This is a genomic window from Desulfofarcimen acetoxidans DSM 771 (assembly GCF_000024205.1).
In the GTDB taxonomy this organism is placed as follows: Bacteria; Bacillota; Desulfotomaculia; order Desulfotomaculales; family Desulfofarciminaceae; genus Desulfofarcimen; species Desulfofarcimen acetoxidans.
The window spans coordinates 3,972,988-3,999,903 of record NC_013216.1 but is presented as its reverse complement, the minus strand read 5'-3'; the positions used below and the strand labels follow the sequence as shown (position 1 = coordinate 3,999,903).

15 protein-coding genes, 1 tRNA gene, 3 rRNA genes, 2 pseudogenes and 1 riboswitch are annotated in these 26,916 nt (G+C 38.9%); of the genes and pseudogenes, 14 read left to right on the top strand and 7 right to left on the bottom strand.

Features of this window, described 5'->3' with window-relative positions:
- Positions 1–30: 30 nt before the first annotated feature.
- From pdaA to tnpA (DTOX_RS18510), 4 genes and pseudogenes are all read right to left on the bottom strand, one after another.
- Entirely contained in the window at positions 31–1,065 is a 1,035-nt protein-coding gene (gene pdaA, locus DTOX_RS18525) for a delta-lactam-biosynthetic de-N-acetylase (protein WP_015759203.1), read from the bottom strand.
- 127 nt (positions 1,066–1,192) lie between these two features.
- A complete protein-coding gene (locus DTOX_RS18520; protein ID WP_015759202.1) occupies positions 1,193–1,621 on the bottom strand; it encodes a universal stress protein in 429 nt (142 codons plus the stop codon).
- 404 nt (positions 1,622–2,025) lie between these two features.
- The gene (locus DTOX_RS18515) at positions 2,026–3,117 is read right to left on the bottom strand and encodes an RNA-guided endonuclease InsQ/TnpB family protein (protein ID WP_015759200.1); all 1,092 of its coding nucleotides are present in this window, start codon (positions 3,115–3,117) and stop codon (positions 2,026–2,028) included.
- 5 nt (positions 3,118–3,122) lie between these two features.
- Positions 3,123–3,442, bottom strand: a pseudogene (gene tnpA, locus DTOX_RS18510) (IS200/IS605 family transposase).
- Positions 3,443–4,074: 632 nt separating this feature from the next.
- Here tnpA (DTOX_RS18510) and DTOX_RS18505 point away from each other — a divergent pair.
- The 4 genes from DTOX_RS18505 to DTOX_RS18490 all read left to right on the top strand — a co-directional run bounded on the left by DTOX_RS18505 (position 4,075) and on the right by DTOX_RS18490 (position 9,028).
- Positions 4,075–5,645: ribosomal RNA gene (locus tag DTOX_RS18505) — 16S ribosomal RNA — on the top strand.
- A 129-nt stretch (positions 5,646–5,774) separates the two neighbouring features.
- Positions 5,775–5,889 (top strand): 5S ribosomal RNA (gene rrf, locus DTOX_RS18500).
- 38 nt (positions 5,890–5,927) lie between these two features.
- A tRNA-Met gene (locus tag DTOX_RS18495) sits at positions 5,928–6,003 on the top strand.
- An 88-nt stretch (positions 6,004–6,091) separates the two neighbouring features.
- Positions 6,092–9,028: ribosomal RNA gene (locus DTOX_RS18490) — 23S ribosomal RNA — on the top strand.
- The 16S, 23S and 5S rRNA genes sit together here with 1 tRNA gene alongside, the layout of an rRNA operon.
- Before the next feature lie 501 nt (positions 9,029–9,529).
- On the opposite strand, the gene DTOX_RS18485 is transcribed toward DTOX_RS18490, so the two are convergent.
- Positions 9,530–11,179, bottom strand: a complete 1,650-nt coding sequence (locus DTOX_RS18485; RefSeq protein WP_015759198.1) for a hypothetical protein — start codon at positions 11,177–11,179, stop codon at positions 9,530–9,532.
- Positions 11,180–11,805: 626 nt separating this feature from the next.
- Here DTOX_RS18485 and DTOX_RS18480 point away from each other — a divergent pair.
- The 4 genes from DTOX_RS18480 (at position 11,806) to DTOX_RS18465 (ending at position 18,976) form a co-directional block, all read left to right on the top strand.
- A complete protein-coding gene (locus tag DTOX_RS18480) occupies positions 11,806–14,496 on the top strand; it encodes a DEAD/DEAH box helicase (protein WP_162013543.1) in 2,691 nt (896 codons plus the stop codon).
- Between the two features lie 24 nt (positions 14,497–14,520).
- Positions 14,521–15,501: an HNH endonuclease gene (locus DTOX_RS18475; RefSeq protein WP_015759196.1), complete on the top strand. Its 981-nt coding sequence runs from the start codon at positions 14,521–14,523 to the stop codon at positions 15,499–15,501.
- A gap of 1,102 nt (positions 15,502–16,603) precedes the next feature.
- Complete coding sequence (locus DTOX_RS18470; RefSeq protein WP_042316217.1) at positions 16,604–16,858, top strand: hypothetical protein; 255 nt, start codon at positions 16,604–16,606, stop codon at positions 16,856–16,858.
- 303 nt (positions 16,859–17,161) lie between these two features.
- A complete protein-coding gene (locus DTOX_RS18465; RefSeq protein WP_015756151.1) occupies positions 17,162–18,976 on the top strand; it encodes an IS1634 family transposase in 1,815 nt (604 codons plus the stop codon).
- Between the two features lie 199 nt (positions 18,977–19,175).
- Here the strand turns inward: DTOX_RS18465 and DTOX_RS25555 are convergent.
- Positions 19,176–19,304, bottom strand: a pseudogene (locus DTOX_RS25555) (ATP-binding protein); the annotation flags it as partial.
- 267 nt (positions 19,305–19,571) lie between these two features.
- Here DTOX_RS25555 and tnpA (DTOX_RS18455) point away from each other — a divergent pair.
- The 6 genes from tnpA (DTOX_RS18455) (at position 19,572) to DTOX_RS18435 (ending at position 25,700) form a co-directional block, all read left to right on the top strand.
- On the top strand, positions 19,572–19,976 hold the full coding sequence (gene tnpA / locus DTOX_RS18455; RefSeq protein ID WP_015759193.1) for an IS200/IS605 family transposase: 405 nt from the start codon (positions 19,572–19,574) through the stop codon (positions 19,974–19,976).
- Between the two features lie 5 nt (positions 19,977–19,981).
- Positions 19,982–21,073, top strand: a complete 1,092-nt coding sequence (locus tag DTOX_RS18450) for an RNA-guided endonuclease InsQ/TnpB family protein (RefSeq protein ID WP_015759192.1) — start codon at positions 19,982–19,984, stop codon at positions 21,071–21,073.
- Between the two features lie 228 nt (positions 21,074–21,301).
- Positions 21,302–21,934 (top strand): transglutaminase-like domain-containing protein, encoded by a 633-nt coding sequence (locus DTOX_RS18445; RefSeq protein WP_242652473.1) that lies wholly within the window; start codon positions 21,302–21,304, stop codon positions 21,932–21,934.
- Between the two features lie 417 nt (positions 21,935–22,351).
- A complete protein-coding gene (locus DTOX_RS18440) occupies positions 22,352–23,554 on the top strand; it encodes an RtcB family protein (protein WP_042316215.1) in 1,203 nt (400 codons plus the stop codon).
- Positions 23,551–23,811, top strand: a complete 261-nt coding sequence (gene lepB / locus DTOX_RS25455; RefSeq protein ID WP_083773496.1) for a signal peptidase I — start codon at positions 23,551–23,553, stop codon at positions 23,809–23,811. The genes DTOX_RS18440 and lepB overlap by 4 nt, the downstream gene beginning before the upstream one ends.
- A gap of 695 nt (positions 23,812–24,506) precedes the next feature.
- Positions 24,507–25,700 (top strand): methyl-accepting chemotaxis protein, encoded by a 1,194-nt coding sequence (locus DTOX_RS18435; RefSeq protein WP_015759189.1) that lies wholly within the window; start codon positions 24,507–24,509, stop codon positions 25,698–25,700.
- Between the two features lie 362 nt (positions 25,701–26,062).
- Here the strand turns inward: DTOX_RS18435 and DTOX_RS18430 are convergent, their stop codons facing one another.
- A complete protein-coding gene (locus DTOX_RS18430; RefSeq protein WP_207635999.1) occupies positions 26,063–26,287 on the bottom strand; it encodes a hypothetical protein in 225 nt (74 codons plus the stop codon).
- A 182-nt stretch (positions 26,288–26,469) separates the two neighbouring features.
- Positions 26,470–26,554: riboswitch (cyclic di-GMP riboswitch) on the bottom strand.
- Between the last annotated feature and the right edge of the window lie 362 nt (positions 26,555–26,916).

The window sequence follows — 26,916 nt, the reverse complement described above, 5'->3', positions numbered from 1 at the left end:
GAAAGTCGTTTAAAACGGTTTTCTTGTGTCCTACTGTTTTACTAACTCGTCCAGGGACTTAAATACATATCCTTGCTCCTTGGTGTCCTTTATGATCCTATCCAGAGCTTCCGTATCATCCTTGGAAACGGCATGTAGAAGTATTAGCGCTCCATTGTGCAGGTTGTTTATTACGTGGTCATAGGCTTCTTGCGGCCCGCCTTTCATGGGCACCCAATCTACCAGCGCCATACTCCAGAAAATATTATGGTAGCCTAAATCTTTAGTTAGTGCCAATGTTCTTTCGCTATACTCTCCTTTAGGCGGTCTCAGGTATTTCATATTTTCTTGGCCTGTGATTTGCTTGTAGCCACTCTCCACCACCTGAAGTTCTTTTTTTATTTGCTCGTCTGAAACTTCAGGCAAACTGGGGTGAGTATCGGTATGGTTGCCGATAATATGTCCCTCATCTGACATGCGTTTAACCAGTTCAGGCTGAGATTTTAAATAGTGTCCGGTTATGAAAAAGGCTGCCTTGACATTGTTGGCTTTAAGAATATCCAAAATACGATTCGAATAACCATTTTCGTAACCCTCGTCAAAGGTTAGGTAAACAACTTTTTCATTGGGACTGCCAATCCAGTAGGAGTTGTATTTGTTCAGTGTGGCTGTAATTGAGGACGGCATCTCGGGCTGCTGATGGTTGCTGTTCACCTTTAAGCCCCAACCTTTTTTAGTGTTAGACAGACCGGTTGTTACCGGTTTTTGAATTTTTTCATTAGATTGTGTTTGATCTGAAGCAGGGTTTACTGTTTTACTGTCTTTAGTTGTACTCCCGGATGAATTGCTATTTGCATCCTCCTGGTTGTCTTTGTTCGGTGTGGTTTCCTTAGTTATGCTGGCAGGTGCACTGTTTTTAGCTTCTTGCTTGGTCTCTGTCGAGCTGCTGTCGGGCATTGTTTTGTTCTCTATCGTATTGGATTGAGTTAAATTATTCTTAAGATCAGTTGTAGAATCCTGACTGTAAGCATAGGCACCGATTAAAACTGCAAACAGTATAATTGAATAAAATGCGTATTTTGACATATAGCTCCCCCATATATTCGATTTATTGCTAGGATTAGCAGAAGACCAATAATTTATTCGACACTTATAATAATGTCAGCTCTAAAAAAAGTCTTATGAGTCTTCATGGCAGTATTTTTATGGAAGATTATTTGATCAGTGTAACCGGACATTGAGCCAGGTGTATGATTTGGTGACTGACACTTCCCATAACCAGGCCTTTTAAATTGCTTAGTCCCCTGGTTCCCAGGACAATATGATCGATATCATTATTTGCGGCGTATTTGGCTATCTCTATGCCGGGATCTCCTTCGGCAAGAATCCTGTTTATGGTTATGCCCTTATCTTCAAATATTGCAGCGCGTTCATCTAACAGTTTCCTGCCCTGCTCTTTTAAGACCGCTTGAATATCCGGGATAACCATAAAAGGAGAAATGCTGGATATTATTTGTTTGAAATTTACCACGTGGATTAGAACAATTTCCAGGCCTTTAGTGACTTTAGCCAGGTTTAACATATAATTAACTGCCCGCAGAGCATTTTCCGATTCGTCTATAGCCAATAAGTATTTGTACATTTTTCAGTCCCCCTTTTTCTTGTATTATAGAAAATTATGGTTATAGTGGATTTATGGATAAGTTAAGGTTAGTACTTTATAATTTTCAACCGGTACCAGTGGCCGTAGTTGTTTGAAAGGCGCTTAAGGCGGCTTTCATGTAATTATAACATGTTTTTTTTACTGTATATTAATCAGAATAACGAATATTTTATCGAATACTGTTATGATTTCAGAGTGCCTAGCGTTTTATTCCTTGTGAACTACCCCCGCTTACGTTCCACTAAGAAGCGGGGGCTTCCAAAGGAACATCAACGAGCGTTTCCTGATTCATCAGCCACGGCCTACCGTTACAAAGAGCAATAGGTCTTACACGGCCTCCAACAGGCATGATTTCGGGCGGTCCCCGCTCTACAACTATATATCTAAGCCGCTAGCATTTCTAAGCCACGACGTTCTATCAATATGGCTGACACCAAATCCCTGGGCATAACCATTCCACAAGCAGGACACCGGTGCACTCTGACACTCAAATCCTTTGGCACATTGGCACCACAAAGACATGTCTGGGAAGTGCCATGAGGAGGGACAGGAAGAAATATTTTACCGTATCTGTGACATTTATACTCAATAAAGTTTCTGAATGTACCCCATGAAGCATCATGTATGCTTTTAGCTAGACGGTGGTTTTTGACCATATTTTTGATTCGCAGATCTTCCATGATAATAATGTCATGGCTTTGAACTATCTCAAAACTTGTCTTATGCAAAAAGTCTTTTCGTTGATTAGTTATCTTGGCATGAAGTTTGGCAACCTTAGTTTTGGCTTTCCCTCGGTTGTTAGAACCTTTCTTTTTGCGGGAGAGTCTGCGCTGTTGTTTAGCTAACTTCTTTTCCGATTTAAGATAGTACTTTGGGGTTTCTATCTCTGTACTGTCAGACAGTACGGCAAAATGCTCAAGACCCATGTCTATTCCGGTGGATTTGGTTCTGTCAGTAAGATTTTCGGGTACTTCCACTTCGGCTGTCAAATTAGCGTACCACTTACCACTGTAATACTTTATGTTAAGCCTGGATATTTGACTGGCATCAAATTCCCGGTGAGTTGTCATTTTTACGAAACCTATTTTAGAAAGATAGATTTTACCCGGCTTAGAGAAAGTTTTCTTTACAGCATCCACCTGCGGATAGGTAAATGATGTGTAATGGTCACGGTTTTTGAACCGGGGGTATCCAGCTTCTTTGGCAAAAAACCGCTGATAGGCAAAGTCTACCCGGCGCAAAGTATCCTGCATTACCTGACTGTGAACTTGCTTGTATTCCAGATGTTCTTTTGTATAGCCCGGCAGCATATTCTGCTGTTTATTATATGTCAACCCTTGGCCGGTTTCTTTATACACACGCTGACGCTCAGATAAAGACCGGTTATAGAGTTTCCGGCAAAGTTTTAGTGTGTGAAACATTTTTTTCTGTTGCTCTTTGGTCGGACGCATTTCAAAACGGTAGACAATTTGCAAATGATTCACCTCTTTTCACCCTGGGTTTCAATGTACTTCTTAATTACTTCAATGGGTACACCACCTGTAGTTAGAAGACAAAAACTTTGCGACCAAAAATATTCTTTCCATAATTAGGGTGAGCCTTGAACAATATGTGTGTGTGATCTTTGTCTTGGTTGTATTCAAGGAAACTAATATTATATTTTGGTGCAATATACTCACCAATTTCTTTGATACGGTTTGCTATTGTGTCGTTTATAACTTTTCTGCGGTATTTTACTACCAAAATCAGATGATATGTGAGTAAGAAGACTGAGTGGCTATTTGTATCAAGTTTGCTCAATAATAATCAGCCTTTCGTTATTGCATCTGATTATATTTTGCCACATCATAGAGGCCTTGGCAAACATTTTATTAGTACACAAAACAAGGCCGCCATTCATCCCACCACCTTAGAGGTGGGGGAATTCTGGCGGGGTTTGGTTAAAAATTTCTTGGGAAAACATTCTGACTTAAATTAATTTACCTGTTTTGATATTGATTTAAATAAAATTTGCTGAATACTAATTTGTCACTTGCATTATTTATAAATATGCTGTATTATATTAAATGTCGCTGCAAAGTGACAAGAAGCAATTGGTTATTGACTAAATTATCATAACTTGTTATAATAAAAAACATTGCTGATGACTGCTAGACAGAAAATAGTTGTTGACAGCGGCAAGAAAATTTGATAAACTTACTCTTGTCGCCACTAAGGTGACGATAGTAAAAACTGGTTCTTGACCCGAAAGGCAGAACCTGATAAAATAAACTCCTGTCGGCGTAAAGTCGGTGAACAAACAGGTCATAAACAGGTCTTTGAAAACTAAACAGTGTAAGATGGATGAAATTAAACATACCTCGTCAAAAGTTTTAACTTTTAACGAAAATCTATAAGCCAAATTTTAATGAGCAATCAAACTTTTCACATATTTAACGGAGAGTTTGATCCTGGCTCAGGACGAACGTTGGCGGCGTGCTTAACACATGCAAGTCGAACGGAGTTAAGAAAAGAGTTTACTTTTTCCTTAACTTAGTGGCGGACGGGTGAGTAACGCGTGGATAATCTGCCTGTAAGACAGGAATAACGCCGGGAAACCGGTGCTAATACCGGATAACCTCTTTTTATCGCATGGTGAGAAGAGAAAAGGTGGCCTCTTTGCAATGCTGCCGCTTACAGATGAATCCGCGTCCCATTAGCCAGTTGGTGGGGTAACGGCCCACCAAAGCGACGATGGGTAGCCGGCCTGAGAGGGTGATCGGCCACACTGGAACTGAGACACGGTCCAGACTCCTACGGGAGGCAGCAGTGGGGAATCTTCCGCAATGGGCGAAAGCCTGACGGAGCAACGCCGCGTGAGCGAAGAAGGTCTTCGGATTGTAAAGCTCTGTGATATTGGACGAACAGATTTCTTGTAAATAGCAAGGAAAAATGACGGTACAATAAGAGGAAGCCACGGCTAACTACGTGCCAGCAGCCGCGGTAATACGTAGGTGGCAAACGTTGTCCGGAATTACTGGGCGTAAAGGGCGAGTAGGTGGTTTATTAAGTCAGAAGTGAAAACTCCGGGCTCAACCTGGAGACTGCTTCTGAAACTGGTAGACTTGAGTGCAGGAGAGGGAAGTGGAATTCCTAGTGTAGCGGTGAAATGCGTAGATATTAGGAGGAACACCAGTGGCGAAGGCGACTTCCTGGCCTGTAACTGACACTGAGGCGCGAAAGCGTGGGGATCAAACAGGATTAGATACCCTGGTAGTCCACGCCGTAAACGATGAGTGCTAGGTGTCGGGGGTATCGACCCCCTCGGTGCCACAGTTAACACAATAAGCACTCCGCCTGGGGAGTACGGTCGCAAGACTGAAACTCAAAGGAATTGACGGGGGCCCGCACAAGCGGTGGAGTATGTGGTTTAATTCGACGCAACGCGAAGAACCTTACCAAGGCTTGACATCCCGTGACCGCCGTGGAAACATGGTCTTGCAAGTTTACTTGCACACGGAGACAGGTGGTGCATGGTTGTCGTCAGCTCGTGTCGTGAGATGTTGGGTTAAGTCCCGCAACGAGCGCAACCCCTACAGCCAGTTGCCAGCACATAAAGGTGGGAACTCTGGCAGAACTGCCGTTGACAAAACGGAGGAAGGTGGGGATGACGTCAAATCATCATGCCCCTTATGTCTTGGGCTACACACGTACTACAATGGCCTGAACAGAGGGAAGCGAAACTGTGAAGTAGAGCCAACCCCTAAAAACAGGTCCCAGTTCGGATTGTAGGCTGCAACTCGCCTACATGAAGTCGGAATCGCTAGTAATCGCAGGTCAGCATACTGCGGTGAATACGTTCCCGGGCCTTGTACACACCGCCCGTCACACCACGAAAGTCGGCAACACCCGAAGCCGGTGACTTAACTCGCAAGAGAGAGAGCCGTCGAAGGTGGGGTCGGTGATTGGGGTGAAGTCGTAACAAGGTAGCCGTATCGGAAGGTGCGGCTGGATCACCTCCTTTCTAAGGATATTGGATGTTGGTGGTTAACGGTTAGCCACTGGGAGAGAAATCACTCACAGCTAACGGAAGCTCCATATCTCAATATTGGTCGACATCCATCGACAAACTGTTTAGTTTTGAGAGACTTTTTCCGGTGGCAATAGCGAAGAGGTCATACCCGTTCCCATCCCGAACACGGAAGTCAAGCTCTTCAGCGCTGATGGTACTTGGGGTTACCCCCTGGGAGAGTAAGACGTTGCCGGAAACTAAATTTACCCTGTAAAAAGGGTTTTTAAACAACATCGCGGGGTGGAGCAGTTGGTAGCTCGTCGGGCTCATAACCCGAAGGTCATAGGTTCAAGTCCTATCTCCGCAACCAAAAAAAAAGTTCTTTGAAAACTACACAGCGTGAAGCAAAAGAAAGCTCTATTTAGAAATACAAATAGAACTCTCAAGCGCAAAAAATAGGTCAAGCAAAAAAGAGCATACGGTGAATGCCTAGGTGCTGCAGGCCGAAGAAGGACGCGGCAAGCTGCGAAAAGCCACGGGAAGCCGCAAGCAGGCAACGATCCGTGGATATCCGAATGGGGCAACCCGGCGAGGCAAACCCTCGTCACCTGTAACCGAATACATAAGTTACAGGAGGGCACCAGGGGAACTGAAACATCTTAGTACCCTGAGGAAAAGAAAGCAACAGCGATTCCCCGAGTAGCGGCGAGCGAAAAGGGACCAGCCAAAACCTAAACTGCTTGCAGATTAGGGGTAGCGGGACACTCATCACAAACCATTGCCTTAGCCGAAGCGGCCTGGAAAGGCCCGTTATAAAAGGTAACAACCCTGTAGGCGAAAAGGCGAGAAGTTTAGAGTGAATCCCAAGTACCGCGGGACACGAGGAACCCCGTGGGAAACAGGGAGGACCACCTCCCAAGGCTAAATACCTGCAGCAACCGATAGTGATTAGTACCGTGAGGGAAAGGTGAAAAGCACCCCGGAAGGGGAGTGAAAAAGAACCTGAAACCGTATGCTTACAAGCCAGTCGAAGCACGTTAAAAGTGTGACGGCGTACTTTTTGTAGAACGGACCGGCGAGTTACATCTAACGGGCAAGGTTAAGTCAGAAAAGACGGAGCCGAAGCGAAAGCAAGTCTTAATAGGGCGGCAAGTCCGTTGGAGTAGACCCGAAACCGGGTGATCTACCCATGTTCAGAGTGAAGCTTTAGTAAAATAAAGTGGAGGCTCGAACCGACCTTCGTTGAAAAGGAGGCGGATGAAACGTGGGTAGGGGTGAAATGCCAATCGAACCCGGAGATAGCTGGTTCTCCTCGAAATAGCTTTAGGGCTAGCCTTGAGAAAAAAATCCGGAGGTAGAGCACTGACTGGGCTAGGGGCCTTCACCGGTTACCGAACTCAATCAAACTCCGAATGCCGGATTAAAACATACTCAAGAGTCAGACTATGGGTGCTAAGGTTCATAGTCGAAAGGGAAACAGCCCAGACCGTCGGCTAAGGTCCCAAAGACATGCTAAGTGGAAAAGGATGTGGGGTTGCACAGACAACCAGGATGTTGGCTTAGAAGCAGCCACCATTCAAAGAGTGCGTAATAGCTCACTGGTCAAGTGGCCCTGCGCCGAAAATGTAACGGGGCTAAAGCATGTCACCGAAGCCACGGATGTCGCAAGACATGGTAGAGGAGCGTTCCATATGCGGCGAAGTCGTACCGTAAGGAGCGGTGGAGCGTATGGAAGTGAGAATGCCGGTATAAGTAAGCGAAAAGGCAGGTGAGAATCCTGCCCGCCGAAAACCTAAGGATTCCTGGGGAAGGCTCGTCCGCTCAGGGTAAGCCGGGACCTAAGCCGAGGCCGAAAGGCGTAGGCGATGGACAATAGGTTGAAAATCCTATGCCACCAAAAGTCGTTATCAGGATGGGGTGACACAGGAGGGTAGGCCAAGCGCGCGGATGGAAAAGCGCGTCCAAGCTCGTAGGGCGTCAGGCAGGCAAATCCGTCTGACACAAAGCCTGAGAAGTGATGGGGAGGGAAAACAAGTACCGAAGTGGTTGAACCCATACTGTCAAGAAAAACCTCTAACGAGACTCATTGGTGCCCGTACCGCAAACCGACACAGGTAGGTAGGGTGAGAATCCTAAGGCGCGCGAGAGAACCCTCGTTAAGGAACTCGGCAAAATGACCCCGTAACTTCGGGAGAAGGGGTGCCTCATTAACGTGAAGATTTATACATTCGGAGCGTGAAGAGGCCGCAGAGAAAAGGCCCAAGCGACTGTTTACCAAAAACACAGGTTCCTGCTAAATCGCTAAGATGAAGTATAGGAGCTGACGCCTGCCCGGTGCCGGAAGGTTAAGAGGAGAGGTCAGGGGAAACTCGAAGCTTTGAATTGAAGCCCCGGTAAACGGCGGCCGTAACTATAACGGTCCTAAGGTAGCGAAATTCCTTGTCAGGTAAGTTCTGACCCGCACGAAAGGCGTAACGATTTGGGCACTGTCTCAACGAGGGGCTCGGTGAAATTGAATTGCCGGTAAAGATGCCGGCTAACTGCGATAGGACAGAAAGACCCCGTGGAGCTTTACTGCAGCTTGATATTGGATTTTGGTATTGCATGTACAGGATAGGTGGGAGGCAGAGAAGTCAGGGCGCCAGCCTTGGCGGAGCCAACGTTGGGATACCACCCTTGCAGTATTGAAGTTCTAACATACGGCCTTGAATCAGGCCGGTGGACATTGTCAGGCGGGCAGTTTGACTGGGGCGGTCGCCTCCCAAAAAGTAACGGAGGCGCCCAAAGGTTCCCTCAGCGCGGTTGGAAATCGCGCTCACAGAGTGCAAAGGCAAAAGGGAGCTTGACTGCGAGACATACAGGTCGAGCAGGGACGAAAGTCGGGCTTAGTGATCCGGCGGTATCGAGTGGAAGAGCCGTCGCTCAACGGATAAAAGCTACCCCGGGGATAACAGGCTTATCTCCCCCAAGAGTTCACATCGACGGGGAGGTTTGGCACCTCGATGTCGGCTCATCGCATCCTGGGGCTGTAGTAGGTCCCAAGGGTTGGGCTGTTCGCCCATTAAAGCGGTACGTGAGCTGGGTTCAGAACGTCGTGAGACAGTTCGGTCCCTATCCATCGTAGTCGCAGGAAACTTGCAAGGAGCTGTCCCTAGTACGAGAGGACCGGGATGGACGGATCACTGGTGTACCGGTTGTCGCGCCAGCGGCAATGCCGGGTAGTTATATCCGGAAGGGATAAGCGCTGAAAGCATCTAAGCGCGAAGCCCACCTTAAGATTAGGTTTCCCTTCGCAAGAATAAGACCCCTGGAAGACCACCAGGTAGATAGGCCGGGTGTGTAAGCATAGTAATGTGTTTAGCTGACCGGTACTAATAGGTCGAACGCTTGACCTTAATATTCACGCTGTGCAGTTTTGAAAGAACATTAAAAGCTTATTTAAGCCCTTTAGGATTTTTTCTGGAGGGTTTTTGCTTTTATATCAGGCATCATTTTTTATTAGGTTGTTAATTTACAAAAATCCACACTATTTTGATTTTAGTACAGTGTGGATTTTTGTAGGCTAAAAGTTTTATTGAGCCATATCCCTAGATTACGATAATAATTTTTGCATCAATTATTTATTTTATGTTCAATAATAAAAGCAATGATTATATTAGTATGTTCCCGCATACGAGCCATGTGGAGTGCGTGGTAAGAATAGAAAGGGTGAAGCCACGTATTTAGCGGCCTGCGAGTCTTTTCGTATTGCTGATATTTATGATGTGGGCATCTGCTTGATACGAGAAAAAAGCCGAGGGAGTTGTACCTTCTACCTCGGCTATTAGGTTAAGGTTCGAAACAGTGAAAACCTCTCAATTAACATTTTTAAACTTATTGCTGATGTTTTCTTAGGGTTAATTTTTAATACTACACTTATTTAGCAATAATGCAAGCTTTTTTAGATTTTCAAAATTCCCCGGGGCGAAAACATTGTCATAATCTTCAATCCTACCCAGTACTGTAGTATCATTTAAAAATGTATTAATAGTAGCTAATTGTCCAACTATTCTCTTTTTAAGCTTTTCTACAGTAACATATCCTTTTGTTAGTTTATTTTTTAATTGAGCATTTGATAATGATTGTTCTCTTATGCTATTATCTAAATTCATAAATAGGTCCCACTCTTCATCTGACAAAAGATTGGGTTTTGAATCTGGCAGTGCCCGTTTATTCACTATGGATTTTAATAAGGTTATTTTTAGTTCAAATTCCTTAATGAGACTCTCAAGTTGATAAGACTGTCTTGCCTTTTTTAATAACAATTCATAGTCTTCAGTACTAATCCAATCTGGCTTAGGTTGTTTTAATATTTTTTTTGCGTTATTTGTTTCAAGTATATTAGGTATTGACATTAGTTTTAGTTTATATGCTCGATCGGTTAAATTGTTCTTAAATTCTGCAGAAAGCATATCTAGATCTAGTTGTTGAAGAAATATCAGAGGTTCTTTTTCTAGTTCTAATCTTATTGCAATCGAGGTATACAGTATCTTTTGTAGGAATTCATGGTATTCGGACCAAAATGAATCTAAAACATAATCCGGCTTTTGATCGTTAATCTCTTTTAGAATAGATTTGTAATCATGTAAGTGAATGTATTGTTTTCTTGAAAAAATATATTTTTTATTGGCATTAATCTGTAAATCAGACCAATCACTTTTAGGAATATGAAGTGGTTTGGGAATTGCTAGAAGTTTTAATATTTGCTGTTCACTAAAATATCTTTCTACTGCCACATTATAACTTTCCACAAATTTTTTACAATAACCAGTTTTCAAGGTATCCCATTCATCTTCAATTAAGTAATCCGGTTTATTATTATTTAAAATTTTATAGATTTCCGAGTTCATTATCTCTTGTGTGAAAAAATATGCTTTAATAATTTTTTGTTTTAATGCTTCTTCACGAATATTAGCCCATTTATTTTTAGTAATATAGAATGGGCTATTCCTTCTTTTTAAAATAGTATCATGATTACCATAAACTATTTTAGATTCCCATCCTTGTGTTCTAATAAAGTAAAAGTATAAAATTGTTAACAGTATCCAGTAAATCATTATCATAATTTCAAGTATATCATAATGGTTATTCCTAGAGAGTGCCTCAGAAGCAGTACCATTTGAGGGGTATATTTCTAAATCAGATTTATTTATTCCATTACCTAATGATTTAAGAGTTAATAAAAAACTGCCTTGTGGTGGTAATTCTGGATATACAATTTCAAGAGAGTTATCAGTTTTTTGCTCTTTCACATTATCAACATATGAGTGTTTTATAATATCACATGAAGTAATTTTTGCCTTTATTTTAACCTGTATTTTTTTAGCTTCAACCTTACCACTGTTTTTTACAATTAATTGTTGTATACTTTCAGTTGAATCACTAATTGGTATTTTATCAGATAATGTATATCTAACGTCTACTGTAGTATGATTTAAATAATATGTTATAAATACTGCTAATATAGGTATAATTGCTATAAGAAATTTGGAAATATTTGATCTCAAAGGTGCCGCCCCCCAAATTTAGACTTAATATAAATGTACTACTTTTTACTACAAAAACCTTTTTAAATGTTAATTGTTAGCCACAAAAAGTTCCCCAATATATAACCGTGTCAATGACATATTTTTGGTAATTCCTTAACCATCTTCTTAATTCCTGCTTTTATCAATGAAATGGGAAAATATTTTTGTGTCTAATGGCTAATATTTATCTAAATTTACCAGCCTTTTTACGAATAACAATCGCAAAGCCACGACGTTGCCCGTGGCAAGCAGGGATTTCTTGGTGAGGGTTAATGTGAGGGTGGGGAAGTTGCGGTTGGGGCGAATGGGGTGTGTAGTGGGAGTGTGGTTGGCAATGAGGTTTAGCAATATGAGCGAAAGGGTACAGGTGAATATAGGATGAATAGTAATATGAAAAATATATTATATATTATTATCTCTATGCAAAGAAAGAAGGACTATTGGATTTAATGTAGAATTATGACAACATACTATTAATATACAATGCATGTAATCTTCTTTAAATATAAGCAATTATCACTAGATAAATATATATTTTTTTTTATTAAACTTGTAGTATTATGACAAATTTTTCATATGCCAAATATAGTCCTATATGGTTCATTATGAACAGGGGTGATAACATCAATAGTTTTTTTGAGATACGACAATGGGAACTGGTCGATACAATTCTCTTAGAATCAAGGGAGAAGTGTTTAGAACCAATTGATGACCTACCACTATCCAATACAACACTAAATTATATTAAAACATTTGTTCCAGGAATATATTTGCACCAAAAAGAAGCTCTTAAATATTCCATAGGTGGATATAATGTTTGTTTGGTTACAGGTACTGCATCGGGTAAAAGTTTGGCATTTTATGCTTTAGGTATTGAGAAATTAGTTGCAAAACCTAGTGCAAAAATAATTGCCATTTACCCATTAAAAGCATTAGGACGTGAACAAGAAAAACGTTGGAAGAATGCACTTGATGCAGCCGGAATAAATGCTAAAGTTGGACGTATTGATGGTGATGTAAAATCAATGGCTAGGAGAAAGGCTATTCTTAAAGATTGTCAGGTTGTAATTATGACTCCTGATATAATTCATCATTGGCTTTTGTTGAATATTTCCGACAGGGAAATTGTAAAATTTTTAACTAATGTTGCCCTTTTTGTTGTAGATGAAGTACATACATATACCGGAGTTTTTGGTTCAAATGCTGCTTTTTTATTCCGGCGCTTAAGGCATCTTATAGCTTTTACCAATAACACTCCCCAATTTATTTGTGCTTCAGCAACTATGGCATCTCCTGAAAAACATCTGGAAAACCTTTTTGGCGTCCCTTTTCATATTATTGGTTCTGAACTTGATACATCTCCCAGACAGGAAGTCAAAATTGTGTTTTTAAGACCTCATTTAAAAGGAGATTATCTTACTGAGATTACTTATTTTCTTAAAGAGCTTACTTCTATTGAAAGACGGTTTATAGCTTTTGTTGATAGTAGGAAATCAGCGGAATTAATAACATCAATTTTATCAAGAGGTCATCAGGGACGTGAACAAGGCGCAAATATTGAAGTTGAAAGTGATAAGATTACAGGAATTATAAAACCAGATCGCATACATACTCTTAATATTCTTCCCTATCGTTCTGGATATGAAGAAGAAGATCAAATAATTATTCAAGAACGACTTTATACAGGTTCTTTAAGCGGAGTAGTTAGTACAAGTGCACTTGAACTCGGTTTAGATATAGCAGACTTGAGTGCAGTTGTCTTATTAGGTGTACCTTATTCATCAACTAGCTTATTACAACGCATGGGTCGTGTTGGTCGTAATTGTCCCGGAACCGTATATATCATTCATTCAGGTGATGTTGTTGATGAAGTTGTATTTAGGAATCCTAAAAGTATATTAGAACGTCCTTTATCAGAAGGTGCATTGTACCTACAAAATCCCCGCATTCAATATATTCACACCTTGTGCCTTAGTCGTGAGGGCGGTGAGCATGATCAATTTTGCCAAGCATTAAAAATATCTAATGATGAAACTGACTTTATTAGTCCAATAAAATGGCCTGAAGGGTTTATGGTATTATGTAAGTCTGAGCGTACGGGTGAGTTACCATCTGATCTTCAAGCAATGAAATCTGAGGCAAATGATTGTCCCAATAATGTTTTCCCTTTAAGAGATGTAGAAAGTCAGTTTAAAGTGCAGTTTAAACAAGGCCCTGTATTAAAAGATATGGGTTCACTTTCCTATAGTCAAGCATTAAGAGAAGCTTATCCTGGAGCAGTTTATTATTATGCCACAGAGTCACTGCGAGTATATAAAATATTCCAAAAGAATCGTCTTATTTATGTTAGGAGCGAGAAGAAGTATACAACTAACCCTAGTATGCCTCCATCTCAAGTATTTCCCAATTTTACAGAGGGAAATATATATAATTCCAATAAATATGGTGATCTTATGGTAATTGAAGCAAATTGTCAGGTTCGTGAATCTGTTATCGGATTTAAAGAAAAAAGAGGTTCAGCCGAGACTAAGCCATATAAGTATCCGCTTACTGGTGATGGCATTAATGTATTTTTTGATCTCCCACGATTTACAAGAAACTACTTTACAAGCGGAGTTGTTTTTACTCATCCTACGTTCAATATTGCCAAAACAGATGAACTAGGAGCAGTTTCAAGGTTGATTTACGAAGCTTTTTTAATTTCTATACCATTTGAACGTCAAGATTTAGATGTAGCTTTTGGAAAATTTCGTGTAAAGAGATTACCTTATATTCAAGAAGGGAATTATTTTATTGTTATTTATGATAGAACATATGGAAGTCTGCGCTTGTCTGGACATGTTATGGCTGAAAATCAGATGGGTACAGTATTTAAACAAGCATTAGAAATTGCCAGATTAAGTGATGAGGTAATGGGACCGGGGGGCGTTTTGCCAGTCACAGCAGAAGTTATCGCTTTGTTGGAGACCTTATGTAATGATGGTTCATTATCTAAAATGCAAGTTGATTTTGAATCTTCTACTGAGACAATGCCAGATGAAAACCGTTATGAGAGGATAATTATGCCTGGAGGAATTGGACTTGCTGCTCGTAATAATAACTCTGAATATATAATAGAAAATATCTTCTTTTATCCAAAACAGAAGGAATTGTGTTATCGGGGAAGATATTTAACCCAAAGTGAACAGGATACGGTAAATGTTACTTGGCCAGTCAAAGAAATTCGTGAAGTTCCAGGAGAATCTGTAATTGGGTATTATGATTATGAAACAGGGGAGCTACTCACTGATAAATAATGATAAAATTCTGGGGAGGTATTTATGACGAGAGTAAAGATTCCACAAGATATGAGTACAAAAATACTGGTTGAATGTCATTATCGTTGTTGTTTGTGTCCTGAACACAGTAGGATAGCGAATATACATCATATTGATAAAAATCATTCAAATAACCAATATGATAATTTAGTAGCTGTACGTGAAAAGTGCCATTCCGACCTGCATAGTAAATTTGAGATGAGAAGAAACATAACTCCTGAACAAATTGGAGTTTTTAAACAAAAGTGGACTGAACAATGTAGTAATCTTGAAGAATACTTACGATACAATGATTCCTTTGTAAATCAATTCTACTATATTAATGTGCATAGATTGGAAACCATATTTAAGTCTATAACAGGTAAAAGCATGATTACTAAGATGCCTTACAAATACTCTAATTCAAAGGGTAGTTACAATTCACTTTGGAATAACCCCAAAAACTCTCTTAATTGGACTCAGCTATTAGAGAATCGTTCTTACCTTGATGATGCGGTAAAAACTGTAATGAGTAATATGTCTACATATAATCTAGCATTAATTGAATTGGGTGCTTTAGATGCTACAGAACTTAGAGGTGAAATTGTTCATTTTTCTTGTCAATTTATTGGAAGAGACATTCCAGACCAAACCGAACTGGTTGATGCTAGCGGAATGATAGAAGGACCGCAAGGAACCATGAGAAGGGAAATATTAGATAAATTAAATGATGTTATTTTTGAAATATGTATGTTAATTGATCCTTTATATATGTATTCTGATTCGGCATTTATACAGTTTTCGGAAAACGGATTCTGGAATGGTATTGCACTAGTCGGGCAATTAAGAGATGGAATAGGTTCTAATGATGGACATCTACTTCGAAAACAACTGATTTTAACTCCCATATGTATTGGAAGCCCTAATAAACTTCTTGTAAGCAGTAAAATTAGAGCTAAGGGTGCTATTTTAGAGGACTATGAATTGCTTCAACTGACTTCATAAAAACTAAACGAAGTTTGTTTTTTGCTCAAAATATCATTAAGAGCATGTTATGAAATATATCTTCAAAATTATTGAAAATATAGCTTAAAGAACTTGTAAATCTCCCAAATTGCCAAACTATATGGGTGAGCGAGCATAAGTCCAACCCACTATATCGGAAAATAATCCGGGGCGGACTTAATGTTCGAGCTTGTATAAAATGTTTGCGGTTAAAACGAGTTTTAATAACATAGCCACCAAAATATTGAAAATGTCGAAAATATCTCACATATAGACCTTGTAATCTACCCCAAAAGAACCACTATATAAGTGAATAAGCATAAGTTCGACCCATTATATCGGACAAATAAACCGGGGTTGACTTAGTGCTTGAGCTTGTATAAAAGATTTATAGTTAGAACAAGTTTTAAAATCTAACGACCAACAGCTACATTAACAGTTAAATAATGCTATGTTTAGCGGGGCGGCCCGGCCAGCCATCCCTCTCTCTCTCTTTAAGGGTTTTTATAAGACCAACGGTTAAGAGATAGGTATGTATAAAAAATACGAACAAACAATAACGATATATAATAATATATATATCGTTATTGCTGTAATATACTGTATATATCGTTATACAGCGATACTCGCCAAAGCATAAGACTTATCTTGGTACTACCACCGGGATATATTTTATGCTTTGGGTGCGGCCAAGGCTGTCAAGCAAATGAGTTTAACAGTAATAGTCTAGTGCAGCGTGGCGTAAATACACGTACACCAATAAATACCAAATAAATATTGTGCAAACATAAGTATTTTGGCTTATGTCTAGCGAAAAGGTTCAGGCCGATACTAATTACAGTAGTTAATAAATATTGAATACGTAGTTCCAGTACCTATTGCAGTAAACATCCTTTATGATAATTAACTAAATTTTAATTTGGTTTATTCTGAATTACTGTAAATTTATAGTGTGTACGTATTTACGCCATCGTGCACTAGCAATCAGGAAAACTATAAACTCACTGAACCAATTTTAAAGGGTAATTCCGATTCTAAGCAGTTATTACCTCTACAGCAACTTAAGGGATATAAAATAGCGTCTGAATTATCAAGTGGTGAAATGCGTATTAGTGAAGAATTACTTCTCTGGGAAAATGTTAAACATTCAAGTGGCGTGAGGGTAAATGATCTTACTATACATCCTGAAAGAATGATCTGGGTAGTAAAAACTAAATCCCCCATATATTTAACTAGATATGGTTCCGTAACAGATGCCGATGTAACTCAGCTTTGGGACGCTGAAAATGGAGAATTCTATGGTTATGAATTAAGCGGAAAGCCAGGAATAGATTGGAGAAGTCCTGTTGATAAATAGGAAAATGGTTATTTATGATGTAATTACACTAGATGTAATAGGCAGATATTACGACCTCATGTGCGCGGCAAGTACTTTTGGACAAAAATCGGCAAATAATTTTGGATAGTTTAATGGTAATTATAGGTTGTTATAAAGTCTGTCAACCCAACTTCCGCATTATAAAATTTAAGACTGCCAGATAATGGTGCATAAGCAATGTTAATTACAACCATAAAAATAAGTGATCCATAAAATGGGAGGATATTCCCCTTTTGTGTCGAATCCTTACTACTAGTAAAAAACTATTAGTGAGGGATCGTTATGGACTTACAACCTATTTTAGAACAACTGGCCAAATTACCGCCTGAAGCGTTGATGAAGATAATGCCCGAATTAAAAGTAGAAGTTCCGAAAGCAAATCCCTCAGGTGCAGTACTCATCGGTGTTTTTTTAGCTAGAAGCCTTGGCATCGGTAAAATAATTGACGATTTTATTGATGAAGAATATGTTACTTATGAACATTTACGTGAAGAAAGATCCAATGGTTCTAATTGTCGGGTAAGCACTGGTCTAGCATGTGAAATAATGATAGGCGATATGCTTGGCAGAAATAAAGACCTTACCCGTTTATATAAATTTGAAGAAGCTTGTGAAAATTGGCAAGTTGAAACAATACTCGGTATACCGGCCAAAAAATTTAATGATGACAAAATGGGCAGAGCCCTTGATACTTTAAACTCAAATGCAAAATATATGGCTAATGTATTGCAAGATGTTGTTTTATCGGCATCCAAGAGATTTGATATTCCACTTAACACTTTTTACAACGATACATCTTCCGTTCCGGTCTATGGTGATATGGAAAATAACGATAAGGTTCAATATGGATACGGGGGCATGCCGGGTTTAAAACAATTAATCCTCAATCTTACTATATCCGCTGGTGCATCTTTGCCGGTAACATCCACAATTGATCCCGGTAATGTTCAAGGTGGCACTACTTTTGAGCGTTCATTTGAGAAGGTCAAGGAAATTACCGACGGCCAAGAATTTGAGATGATTATTGATCGTGGTATTCTGACCCAAGATAACATGCATTTGATGCTCGCCAATAGCAACAAAAAGGCGTTATTTATTGGCCCACTTAAGGACGAACTATCGAAAAATTGGGTTTTAGAGCAATTAAATAACACTGAAAAAGATGATTTTGTTTCTATTGAGTATCGCTCAAAAAAAGAAATAGAAAGAAATCTACCTAAACACTACGAGGCATTTGAGACAGAATATACATTTAAAATAGAAATTGATCCTCTCTCAAAAGATAAAAAGGATAAAAAGCGTCGTAAAAAAGGTGAGCGAAAATTTGTAATCCATACTATTAGGGCAATTATTTATTGTGATTTAAATAAAAAACCTAAGGAAGAAGAACGTCGTCAAAAACGTATAACCAGCACTGAAGATGCCTTAGTAGAACTCAATAGCAAGCTCAACAAACGCAACTTAATTACCAAGGAAGCCTGTGAAAAGGCGGTAGATAATATTTTCAAAGGGCAACCTGAAATGCGTAGGCTGTTCAATGTAGAAATTGGGCTAAATCAGCACGATGCTCTTGTTATGTCCTGGTCAAAAGATGAAGCAATAATTCCTGAACTAGAGAAAACTGACGGTATTTTTGTGCTTTTAACCAACCACGATAAAGAGAAAGTTGATGCTAACGAACTTCTCACCCGCTACCGGAGTAGGAACGATATTGAAATCAGTTTTAGATTTTTGAAAGGTTCCCTTGATTTACAACAGGTTTTCCTTCGTAATCCGGAAAGGGTTGATGCCTATTGCTTTTTAAAAGTATTGGCTATGCTCGTGATTAATTTAGCCGCCTGGTTATTGGCTAGAAATTACAAAAAAATGTCTCCCCAAAAATTACAGAAAGAACTTGGTGACCTAACTATATCAGAGCAAAGGTTGCAACCTATTGGTGTACGTCATTGGAATGGGACGAATATTCCTAATAGCATTGATGTATTGGTTAATCTGTTTAATTTACCCCATCCACTTGAGTTAATAGAGATCATTAATTCGTCAATAAATTTTTCGTATTATATTGAGAAATGGTTTAATGATAATTTAAAAAAATAACGTTTGGTAGCAATTTCTAATTTAAAAATCTCTAAATGCGAAATCTGGGTGTCAAGTCTAGCCTATGGCGCCGCTTACTGAACCCACAAATTCCTCAGAGGCTCACCTAAAAAAATGTATTTTAAAACCGCATTATCTCTGTATCTCCGTGGCTATTTCCCCCTAATTGAGAATCATCATCTTCTTGTTGTACCTTCTTTAAAATAGTATTTCTATGTTTAATCCTATAGCTCTCACCACTCATATTAAATATTTCGCTATTATGAACCAGCCGATCTAGAATGGCCGTTGTAATTACCGGATCACCTATAAACTCTGCCCATTCCTCAAGTCTGACTACTTTATGTCGAGCTTGCTCGGCTGTTTTTTGTTCACTCACGACAGGCCAGGAGATATTTGGATAAGGCCATAGTTATTACTTAGACATTCTTCAACGTTGCTTGTTATTGGTTTAACCAAACCCCGCCAGAATTCCCCCACCTCTAAGGTGGTGGGATGAATGGCGGCCTTGTTTTGTGTACTAATAAAATGTTTGCCAAAGCCTCTATGATGTGGCAAAATATAATCAGACGCAATAACGAAAGGCTGATTATTATTGAGCAAACTTGATACAAATAGCCACTCGGTCTTCTTACTCACATATCATCTGATTTTGGTAGTAAAATATCGCAGAAAAGTTATAAACGACACAATAGCAAACCGTATCAAAGAAATTGGTGAGTATATTGCACCAAAATATAATATTAGTTTTCTTGAATACAACCATGACAAAGATCACACACACATATTGTTCAAGGCTCACCCTAATACGGAAATTTCTAAGTACATCAATGCATTCAAAAGTGCATCATCCAGACTTATTAAAAAGGAGTTTCCGGAAGTTAGAAAGCAGCTGTGGAAAGAATATTTTTGGTCGCAAAGTTTTTGTCTTCTAACTACAGGTGGTGCACCCATTGAAGTAATTAAGAAGTACATTGAAACCCAGGGTGAAAAGAGGTGAATCATTTGCAAATTGTCTACCGGTTTGAAATGCGTCCGACCAAAGAGCAACAGAAAAAAATGTTTCACACACTAAAACTTTGCCGGAAACTCTATAACTGGTCTTTATCTGAGCGTCAGCGTGTGTATAAAGAAACCGGCCAAGGGTTGACATATAATAAACAGCAGAATATGCTGCCGGGCTATACAAAAGAACATCTGGAATACAAGCAAGTTCACAGTCAGGTAATGCAGGATACTTTGCGCCGGGTAGACTTTGCCTATCAGCGGTTTTTTGCCAAAGAAGCCGGATACCCCCGGTTCAAAAACCGTGACCATTACACATCATTTACCTATCCCCAGGTGGATGCTGTAAAGAAAACTTTCTCTAAGCCGGGTAAAATCTATCTTTCTAAAATAGGTTTCGTAAAAATGACAACTCACCGGGAATTTGATGCCAGTCAAATATCCAGGGTTAACATAAAGTATCACGGTGGTAAGTGGTACGCTAATTTGACTGCCGAAGTGGAAGTACTCGAAAATCTTATCGACAGTACCAAATCCATTGGAATAGACGTGGGCCTTGAACATTTTGCTGTATTGTCTGATAGTACAGAAATAGGAACCCCAAAATACTATCGTAAATCAGAAAGGAAGTTAGCCAAACAACAGCGAAGACTTTCTCGCAAAAAGAAAGGTTCTAACAACCGAGGGAAAGCCAAAACTAAAGTGGCTAAACTTCATGCTAAGATAACTAATCAACGAAAAGACTTTCTACACAAGGCCAGTCTAAACGTGGTTCAGAGCCATGATATTGTCTTCATGGAAGATCTAAAGATCGAGAACATGGTCAAAAACCACTACCTAGCTAAAAGCATACATGATGCTTCATGGGGTACATTCAGAAACTTTGTTGAGTATAAATGTCACAGATATGGTAAAATATTTCTTCCTGTCCCTCCTCATGGCACTTCCCAGACATGTCTTTGTGGTGCCAATGTGCCAAAGGATTTGAGTGTCAGAGTGCACCGGTGTCCTGCTTGTGGAATGGTTATGCCCAGGGATTTGGTGTCAGCCATATTGATAGAACGTCGTGGCTTAGAAATGCTAGCGGCTTAGATATATAGTTGTAGGGCGGGGACCGCCCGAAGTCATGCCTGCTGGAGGCCGTGTAAGACCTATTGCTCTTTGTAACGGTAGGCCGTGGCTGATGAATCAGGAAACGCTCGTTGATGTTCCTTTGGAAGCCCCCGCTTCTTAGTGGAACGTAAGCGGGGGTAGTTCACTATGTTACCATAAAAATAATTTTACCAGTGAGAAGCTAGATTATGTAAAAGGATTTTTGCCTTGAGCACAGCGAAAGGAATGAAACTTAATATGGATTTTGCAGTATTCTTACAGGAAAATAAGTATATAGATTTTTCATCACCATTAATAACAGGAAAGGCAAAACAGCTTTTTAAGCATATAAATACGGATGCTGAAAAAGCAAAAATTGCATTTGAGTATGTAAGGGATGAAATTCCGCACTCATTTGATATAAAAGCAAAAATTATTACATCAAAAGCATCGGATGTTCTCAAGTATAAAACAGGAATTTGCCATGCCAAGGCTAACTTACTTGCAGCTTTGTTAAGAACACAGGGTATACCAACAGGAATGTGTTTTCAGCATATAACGCTTGCAGAAGATGATTCGCTCGGATATTGTGTTCATTGTTATAATGCAATATATGTGAATAGTTATTGGATAAAAGTTGATGCCAGAGGAAATACAAATGGGAAAAACGCACAGTTTTCTTTTAATAAACCATTACTTGCATTTACCAATCGGCAAAATTATGATGAATTTTTTTGGCCTGGGATATATGCAAGCCCTCACAAGGATACAATGGAAATGCTGGATAATGCTATTTGCTTACAAGATGTTATTGATAACATTCCTGACTATGTCAATGAAATGCCGGATATTGCCGAGTAATCGTGTTACATCATAATCCAGTTAATGACACTTCTTTAACATTAATTTGTATGAAAGAAATTCTTAACCACCCGAAATCATTTATTTTTATCTTAAGGGACAATATAACGAAATAGATATTATTAAGAAAAGTATTTAAGGTGATTGATAGAGTATATCCCCTTTTCACTATCGACACATGTGGAAACGGTAATAAGGATAGAAAACTAAAAGCCTAGTGTTTACGCGGCCTGTGTGGTATTTTGACATGTTCCAACAGGCAATAAAAGCTGATACCGTTGTAAAGGAGAACATGTTACTCTCGAATGAACATTGATAGTAAGGAATGTCTGTCATCGTATGAAATAAAGAAAAAGTTATGAGGGTGAGGAATTTAAGTTAAAAACGTGAAATATCAGAATGGAACGGTGAAAAACTATGTTGGAAATTAAAGGAAAATGTAATATGGCGAAGGTGTATACCGATGTTCTAGAAGAAGGTGCTGCTTCTCAGATTGAAACTCTTTGCAATCAGGAGTTTGTAAAAGAAAGCAAAATCCGGATTATGCCGGATGTACATGCCGGAGCCGGTTGTACTATTGGGACTACCATGACCATTGCGGATAAAGTGGTACCTAATTTAGTTGGGGTGGATATCGGTTGCGGCATGGAGACAATTTCGATAACTAATAAGCGACTGGAACTGCAAAAGTTAAATAAGTTGATTTATGAAAAAATACCGTCAGGATTTGAGGTTAGGAAGACACCGCATCGCTATAACGAGCAAATTGATTTAACACAGCTCCGTTGTCACAAGGAAGTAAAATTGGATAGAGCAGAAAAGAGTATTGGAACATTGGGTGGCGGCAATCATTTTATTGAAGTAAACAAGGATGAGGAGGGCAACCTGTATGTTGTGGTTCATTCGGGCAGCCGTCACTTAGGCCTTGAAGTGGCAAAATATTATCAAGAAGCTGGTTATAAGCAGTTAAACCGTAATGACAAATCCGACATTGAGGCACTTATTGCCCGCTATAAATCGGAAGGACGTGATAAAGAAATCCAGAACGCTTTAAAGGAATTCAAGAATCAAGTATTGACAGATATTCCGTTTCCTCTTGCTTATGTAACCGGCAGTCTATTCGAGGACTATATACATGATATGAATATCGCCCAGCAGTTTGCAGAACTGAACCGCAAAGCGATGATTACAGAGATCGTAAAAGGCATGAAATTGGACGTAGTGGAGCAGTTCACTACAACTCATAACTACATTGATACCGATACGATGATCTTACGGAAAGGAGCGGTATCTGCAAAGAAAGGGGAGAGGCTTTTAATTCCGATCAATATGAGGGATGGCAGTCTTATTTGTATTGGCAAAGGCAATGAGGACTGGAACTGCTCTGCTCCCCATGGCGCAGGAAGGCTCATGAGCAGGACCAAGGCAAAACAAAGTTTTACTGTTTCGGAATTTAAAAAACAGATGAAGGATGTCTATACTACATCTGTCAATAAAGAAACCTTGGATGAGTGTCCTATGGCCTATAAGAATATGGATGACATCGTAAACAATATCGGGCCGACGGCAGATATTGTGAAAGTTATTAAACCGATTTATAACTTTAAGGCGGGGGAATAGGATTAATCGGAAGGCATTATCTGAATAATAGTATTGTTTATATTAATGGCAAACCGTTAAAAGAACCTTATATATCTGAATTACCTATTAATAAATTTGAATCATATAAAATACCGGCTAATAATATTTTTTTAATGGGTGATAATGGAAATAATGGTTATGATAGTAGATATTGGGGAGCGCTCTCTATTAATAGTATTATAGGTAAAGCAGAGTTTATATATTATTCATTTGATGAAATAAAAATATTAGAGTAAATATTTAAGATATATAGTTATTACCTTCTTTTTCTCGGGGACTGAGCAAGCGAGGCATCACGAGCTATTCGCAGTATGACCACTTATCGTCGAAGGCGACCCATTTAATCAGCAGGTGAGGAATACTATTCACCTCATGTTATTGAGTGCGGTACTGGCCGTTGTAAATCCCTGTATGACTACAGACGGTCTGTTACGAAAGGATATAGATTAAAATCTATATCCTTTCGTTATGCCGCTGTAAACATCAAGACTTGTGTGATGGGGCCGCTATTGTCGTTGAAGATCGCTGGTAGCTGTACCACTATAACTTAGACGTGGTGCACGACTGGCTGGGAATGTTGAAAATAATGGCACACCGAACATTCAGCAGGCTTTAACTCACACACAGCCTGGGGAGGATGATTTGCAGAGGGCTGTAGATGAGTTAAGTCGGCAATAAGAAAACAGCAGCGATATAAATTTGTTATTTTTTGAAGTTAATAATTAAGAAATATATTATTATGTAATATAACGCAAAATAAATGTCGGTATTCTACAATTATACCGGATTTTAATATTTTTATCTTGTAGATATGTCAAAGTAATTGTAAAATATCTATTAATTATTGTAAGAAGATTTTCACTATTGTTGATGAAATATTTAATAAAAGTTAATTAAATTAAGTAAACATAATAAGAGAGGATATAGCATTATGTTTTTAAATTTCTCAAAACCTAAGTCTACTACAGATAGCCTAACTAAGAGAGATAATTCTGATTTTATTACCGCATTAGCTGCTTTTTCCTTAGCTCATACTGAATTAATATCTTTTCAAGCTATGCTAAAGATACAGGAGATAACAATAAAAGCATCGGAATTGTCTGCTACCAGTCAGCAAATGACTGGTATGACTGAAGAGGTTTCTTCCTCCGTTCAGCATATTAATGCTACTATGGAGCAGGTAAAAGCTGGGTCAGAAGAAGGTGTCAGTAAGATTAATATTTTGTCTCAATTTGGCGATAAAACAGGAGATGTCATATTAGAAATGGTTAGCAATGTGGAGGAACTAGGAAAACAGGTAAAACAAATAGACCATATAAGTCAGAATGTAGCTTATATAGCGGATCAAACTAATTTACTGGCTCTAAATGCCGCTATTGAAGCGGCTAGAGCAGGCGAGGCAGGCAGGGGTTTTAATGTTGTGGCAGAAGAAGTACGAAAACTGGCTGCACAAACCAAGGATGCCGTCGGTAATGTAAAAAAAATATCCGAACAAATGAATTTAAAATCGTCTATAACAAATGACAACATATTAAATGTGAAGAACACTTTTGAACAGTATCTGGATGAGTCAAACAACGTTGGTGGTATATTTCAGGAGGGTACAATCCAAATTGAAGAATGTGCCAGTATGATTGCCAATATATCAGGTGCTACAGAGGAACAAAATGCCATTGCTACAAATTTATCAGATTTATCCGAAGCTCTTGCAGAAACAAGTGAGTATATCGGCAATCTTTTGAGAAATGAAGCAGATAACCTGTGCGAAATAATAAATCCGAGTCTAGTATTATCCGGTAGTAAATCGGTTATAAGTATCCTGGCTGCCAGACTAATAGATCATGCCAATTTCCTTAAGAAGACTATAGCAGATGCAGGTAAAAAAGTGAAAGTTACTGGTTACAAGGAATGTGCCTTTGGCAAATGGTATGAGGAAAACAGGGACAAATACAGTTCTATAAAGGCTTATGTAGAAGTGGATTTGCCCCATAGAAGAGTACACGAGGCAGCTGAAAATTTATCAATGGATTGTAATTCAAAAAATATTGAAAAATTGATGCTTGCCTCTTCAGATATGTTAAAAGCTTTTATTAATCTTCAAGATAATCTTAAAACAAAGAATTAAAACCTTAAAAAGGACTAACTATCAGATTAGGATGGTTAATATCATTATTCATAAATAGAGGTAATATATTTCTAATAAAAATAAATATTATTGGGTTACATTTATTGTGTAACCTTTTTTTGTTTCCCTAGCTAACAGGCATAATGTCGCTCTTGATTTTGATACCGGGCCAAGTGAAACTACCATCCATATGATATTTATAGTGATAATAAGTACAAAAAAGAGGGATAGATTATTCTACCCCTCCTGGACTCTCGACACATGCGATATGCTTGACTTAGCAAATGCACAGTTAGTTAAGCAGCCAAAGACGAAGCGTTTAAGAATAAGCACTTTAACTTGGAATTATATATAAACTATTGTTAGCTAAGTAATTTTTTAGCCCTATCATATTGATTTGGAAATAAATCCGCAGGAACCATATCCATACCTTTTTCCTTAAGGACCATGTATCTGGCACACTTACTACAATCTGTCATGCAATATTTCTTCTTGTACAATTCTGCTGTTGAGGGCATACTTGCCATTTTATCATTAAAAAATGGACATGTTTTTAAGCGTGGACATTCAGACATTTTTTTAACCATCCTCCTTTGATGTCCTTATTTTAAAATAACCCTAAAATAACTAACTGTGCTTTACTAAGTAATTACTACATTTTTAACTTTATAATCCACGAAGATGAGTTTTTAATCAATAATTTGATAATTGTTCAAATTTTATTATGTTTTTTTAAAAACAGTACTTTAAAAAATAAAAACCGACCTTTTTTCTTCAAGGTCGGTTGCATCACTAACTCAATCAACTCTAAGATGCCCAGATAAAGAGTTGATGTCATAGTTCCCAAGAAACTCATTAATTTTATATTTATAATCGCAAGGGATTATAATACTTTCATGTTAATTTACTGTATAGAAGCATTATAGTTTGGTAATCCGGGATGGTTAATTGCAGCACTTCATTTTTAGGTACTACATTCCATGTGTTAAATATTCTCTATAAAACGGCGTATTCCTGCAAAAGTAGAATATAAGTGGGCAATTAAACAGCGTTTTATAGAACTAGTGTAAAACTGTAATTTGGGGATTTTAGGTGATGAAATACTGCGAAAAAAATATAAATTCAAGGTGTGGCCGGAAATCTGCGGGCTGTACGGAACTCATCAAGATTTGGAGTGTCCGAATAACCCAGGAGCGTTCGCCCGGTAGGGCGACAA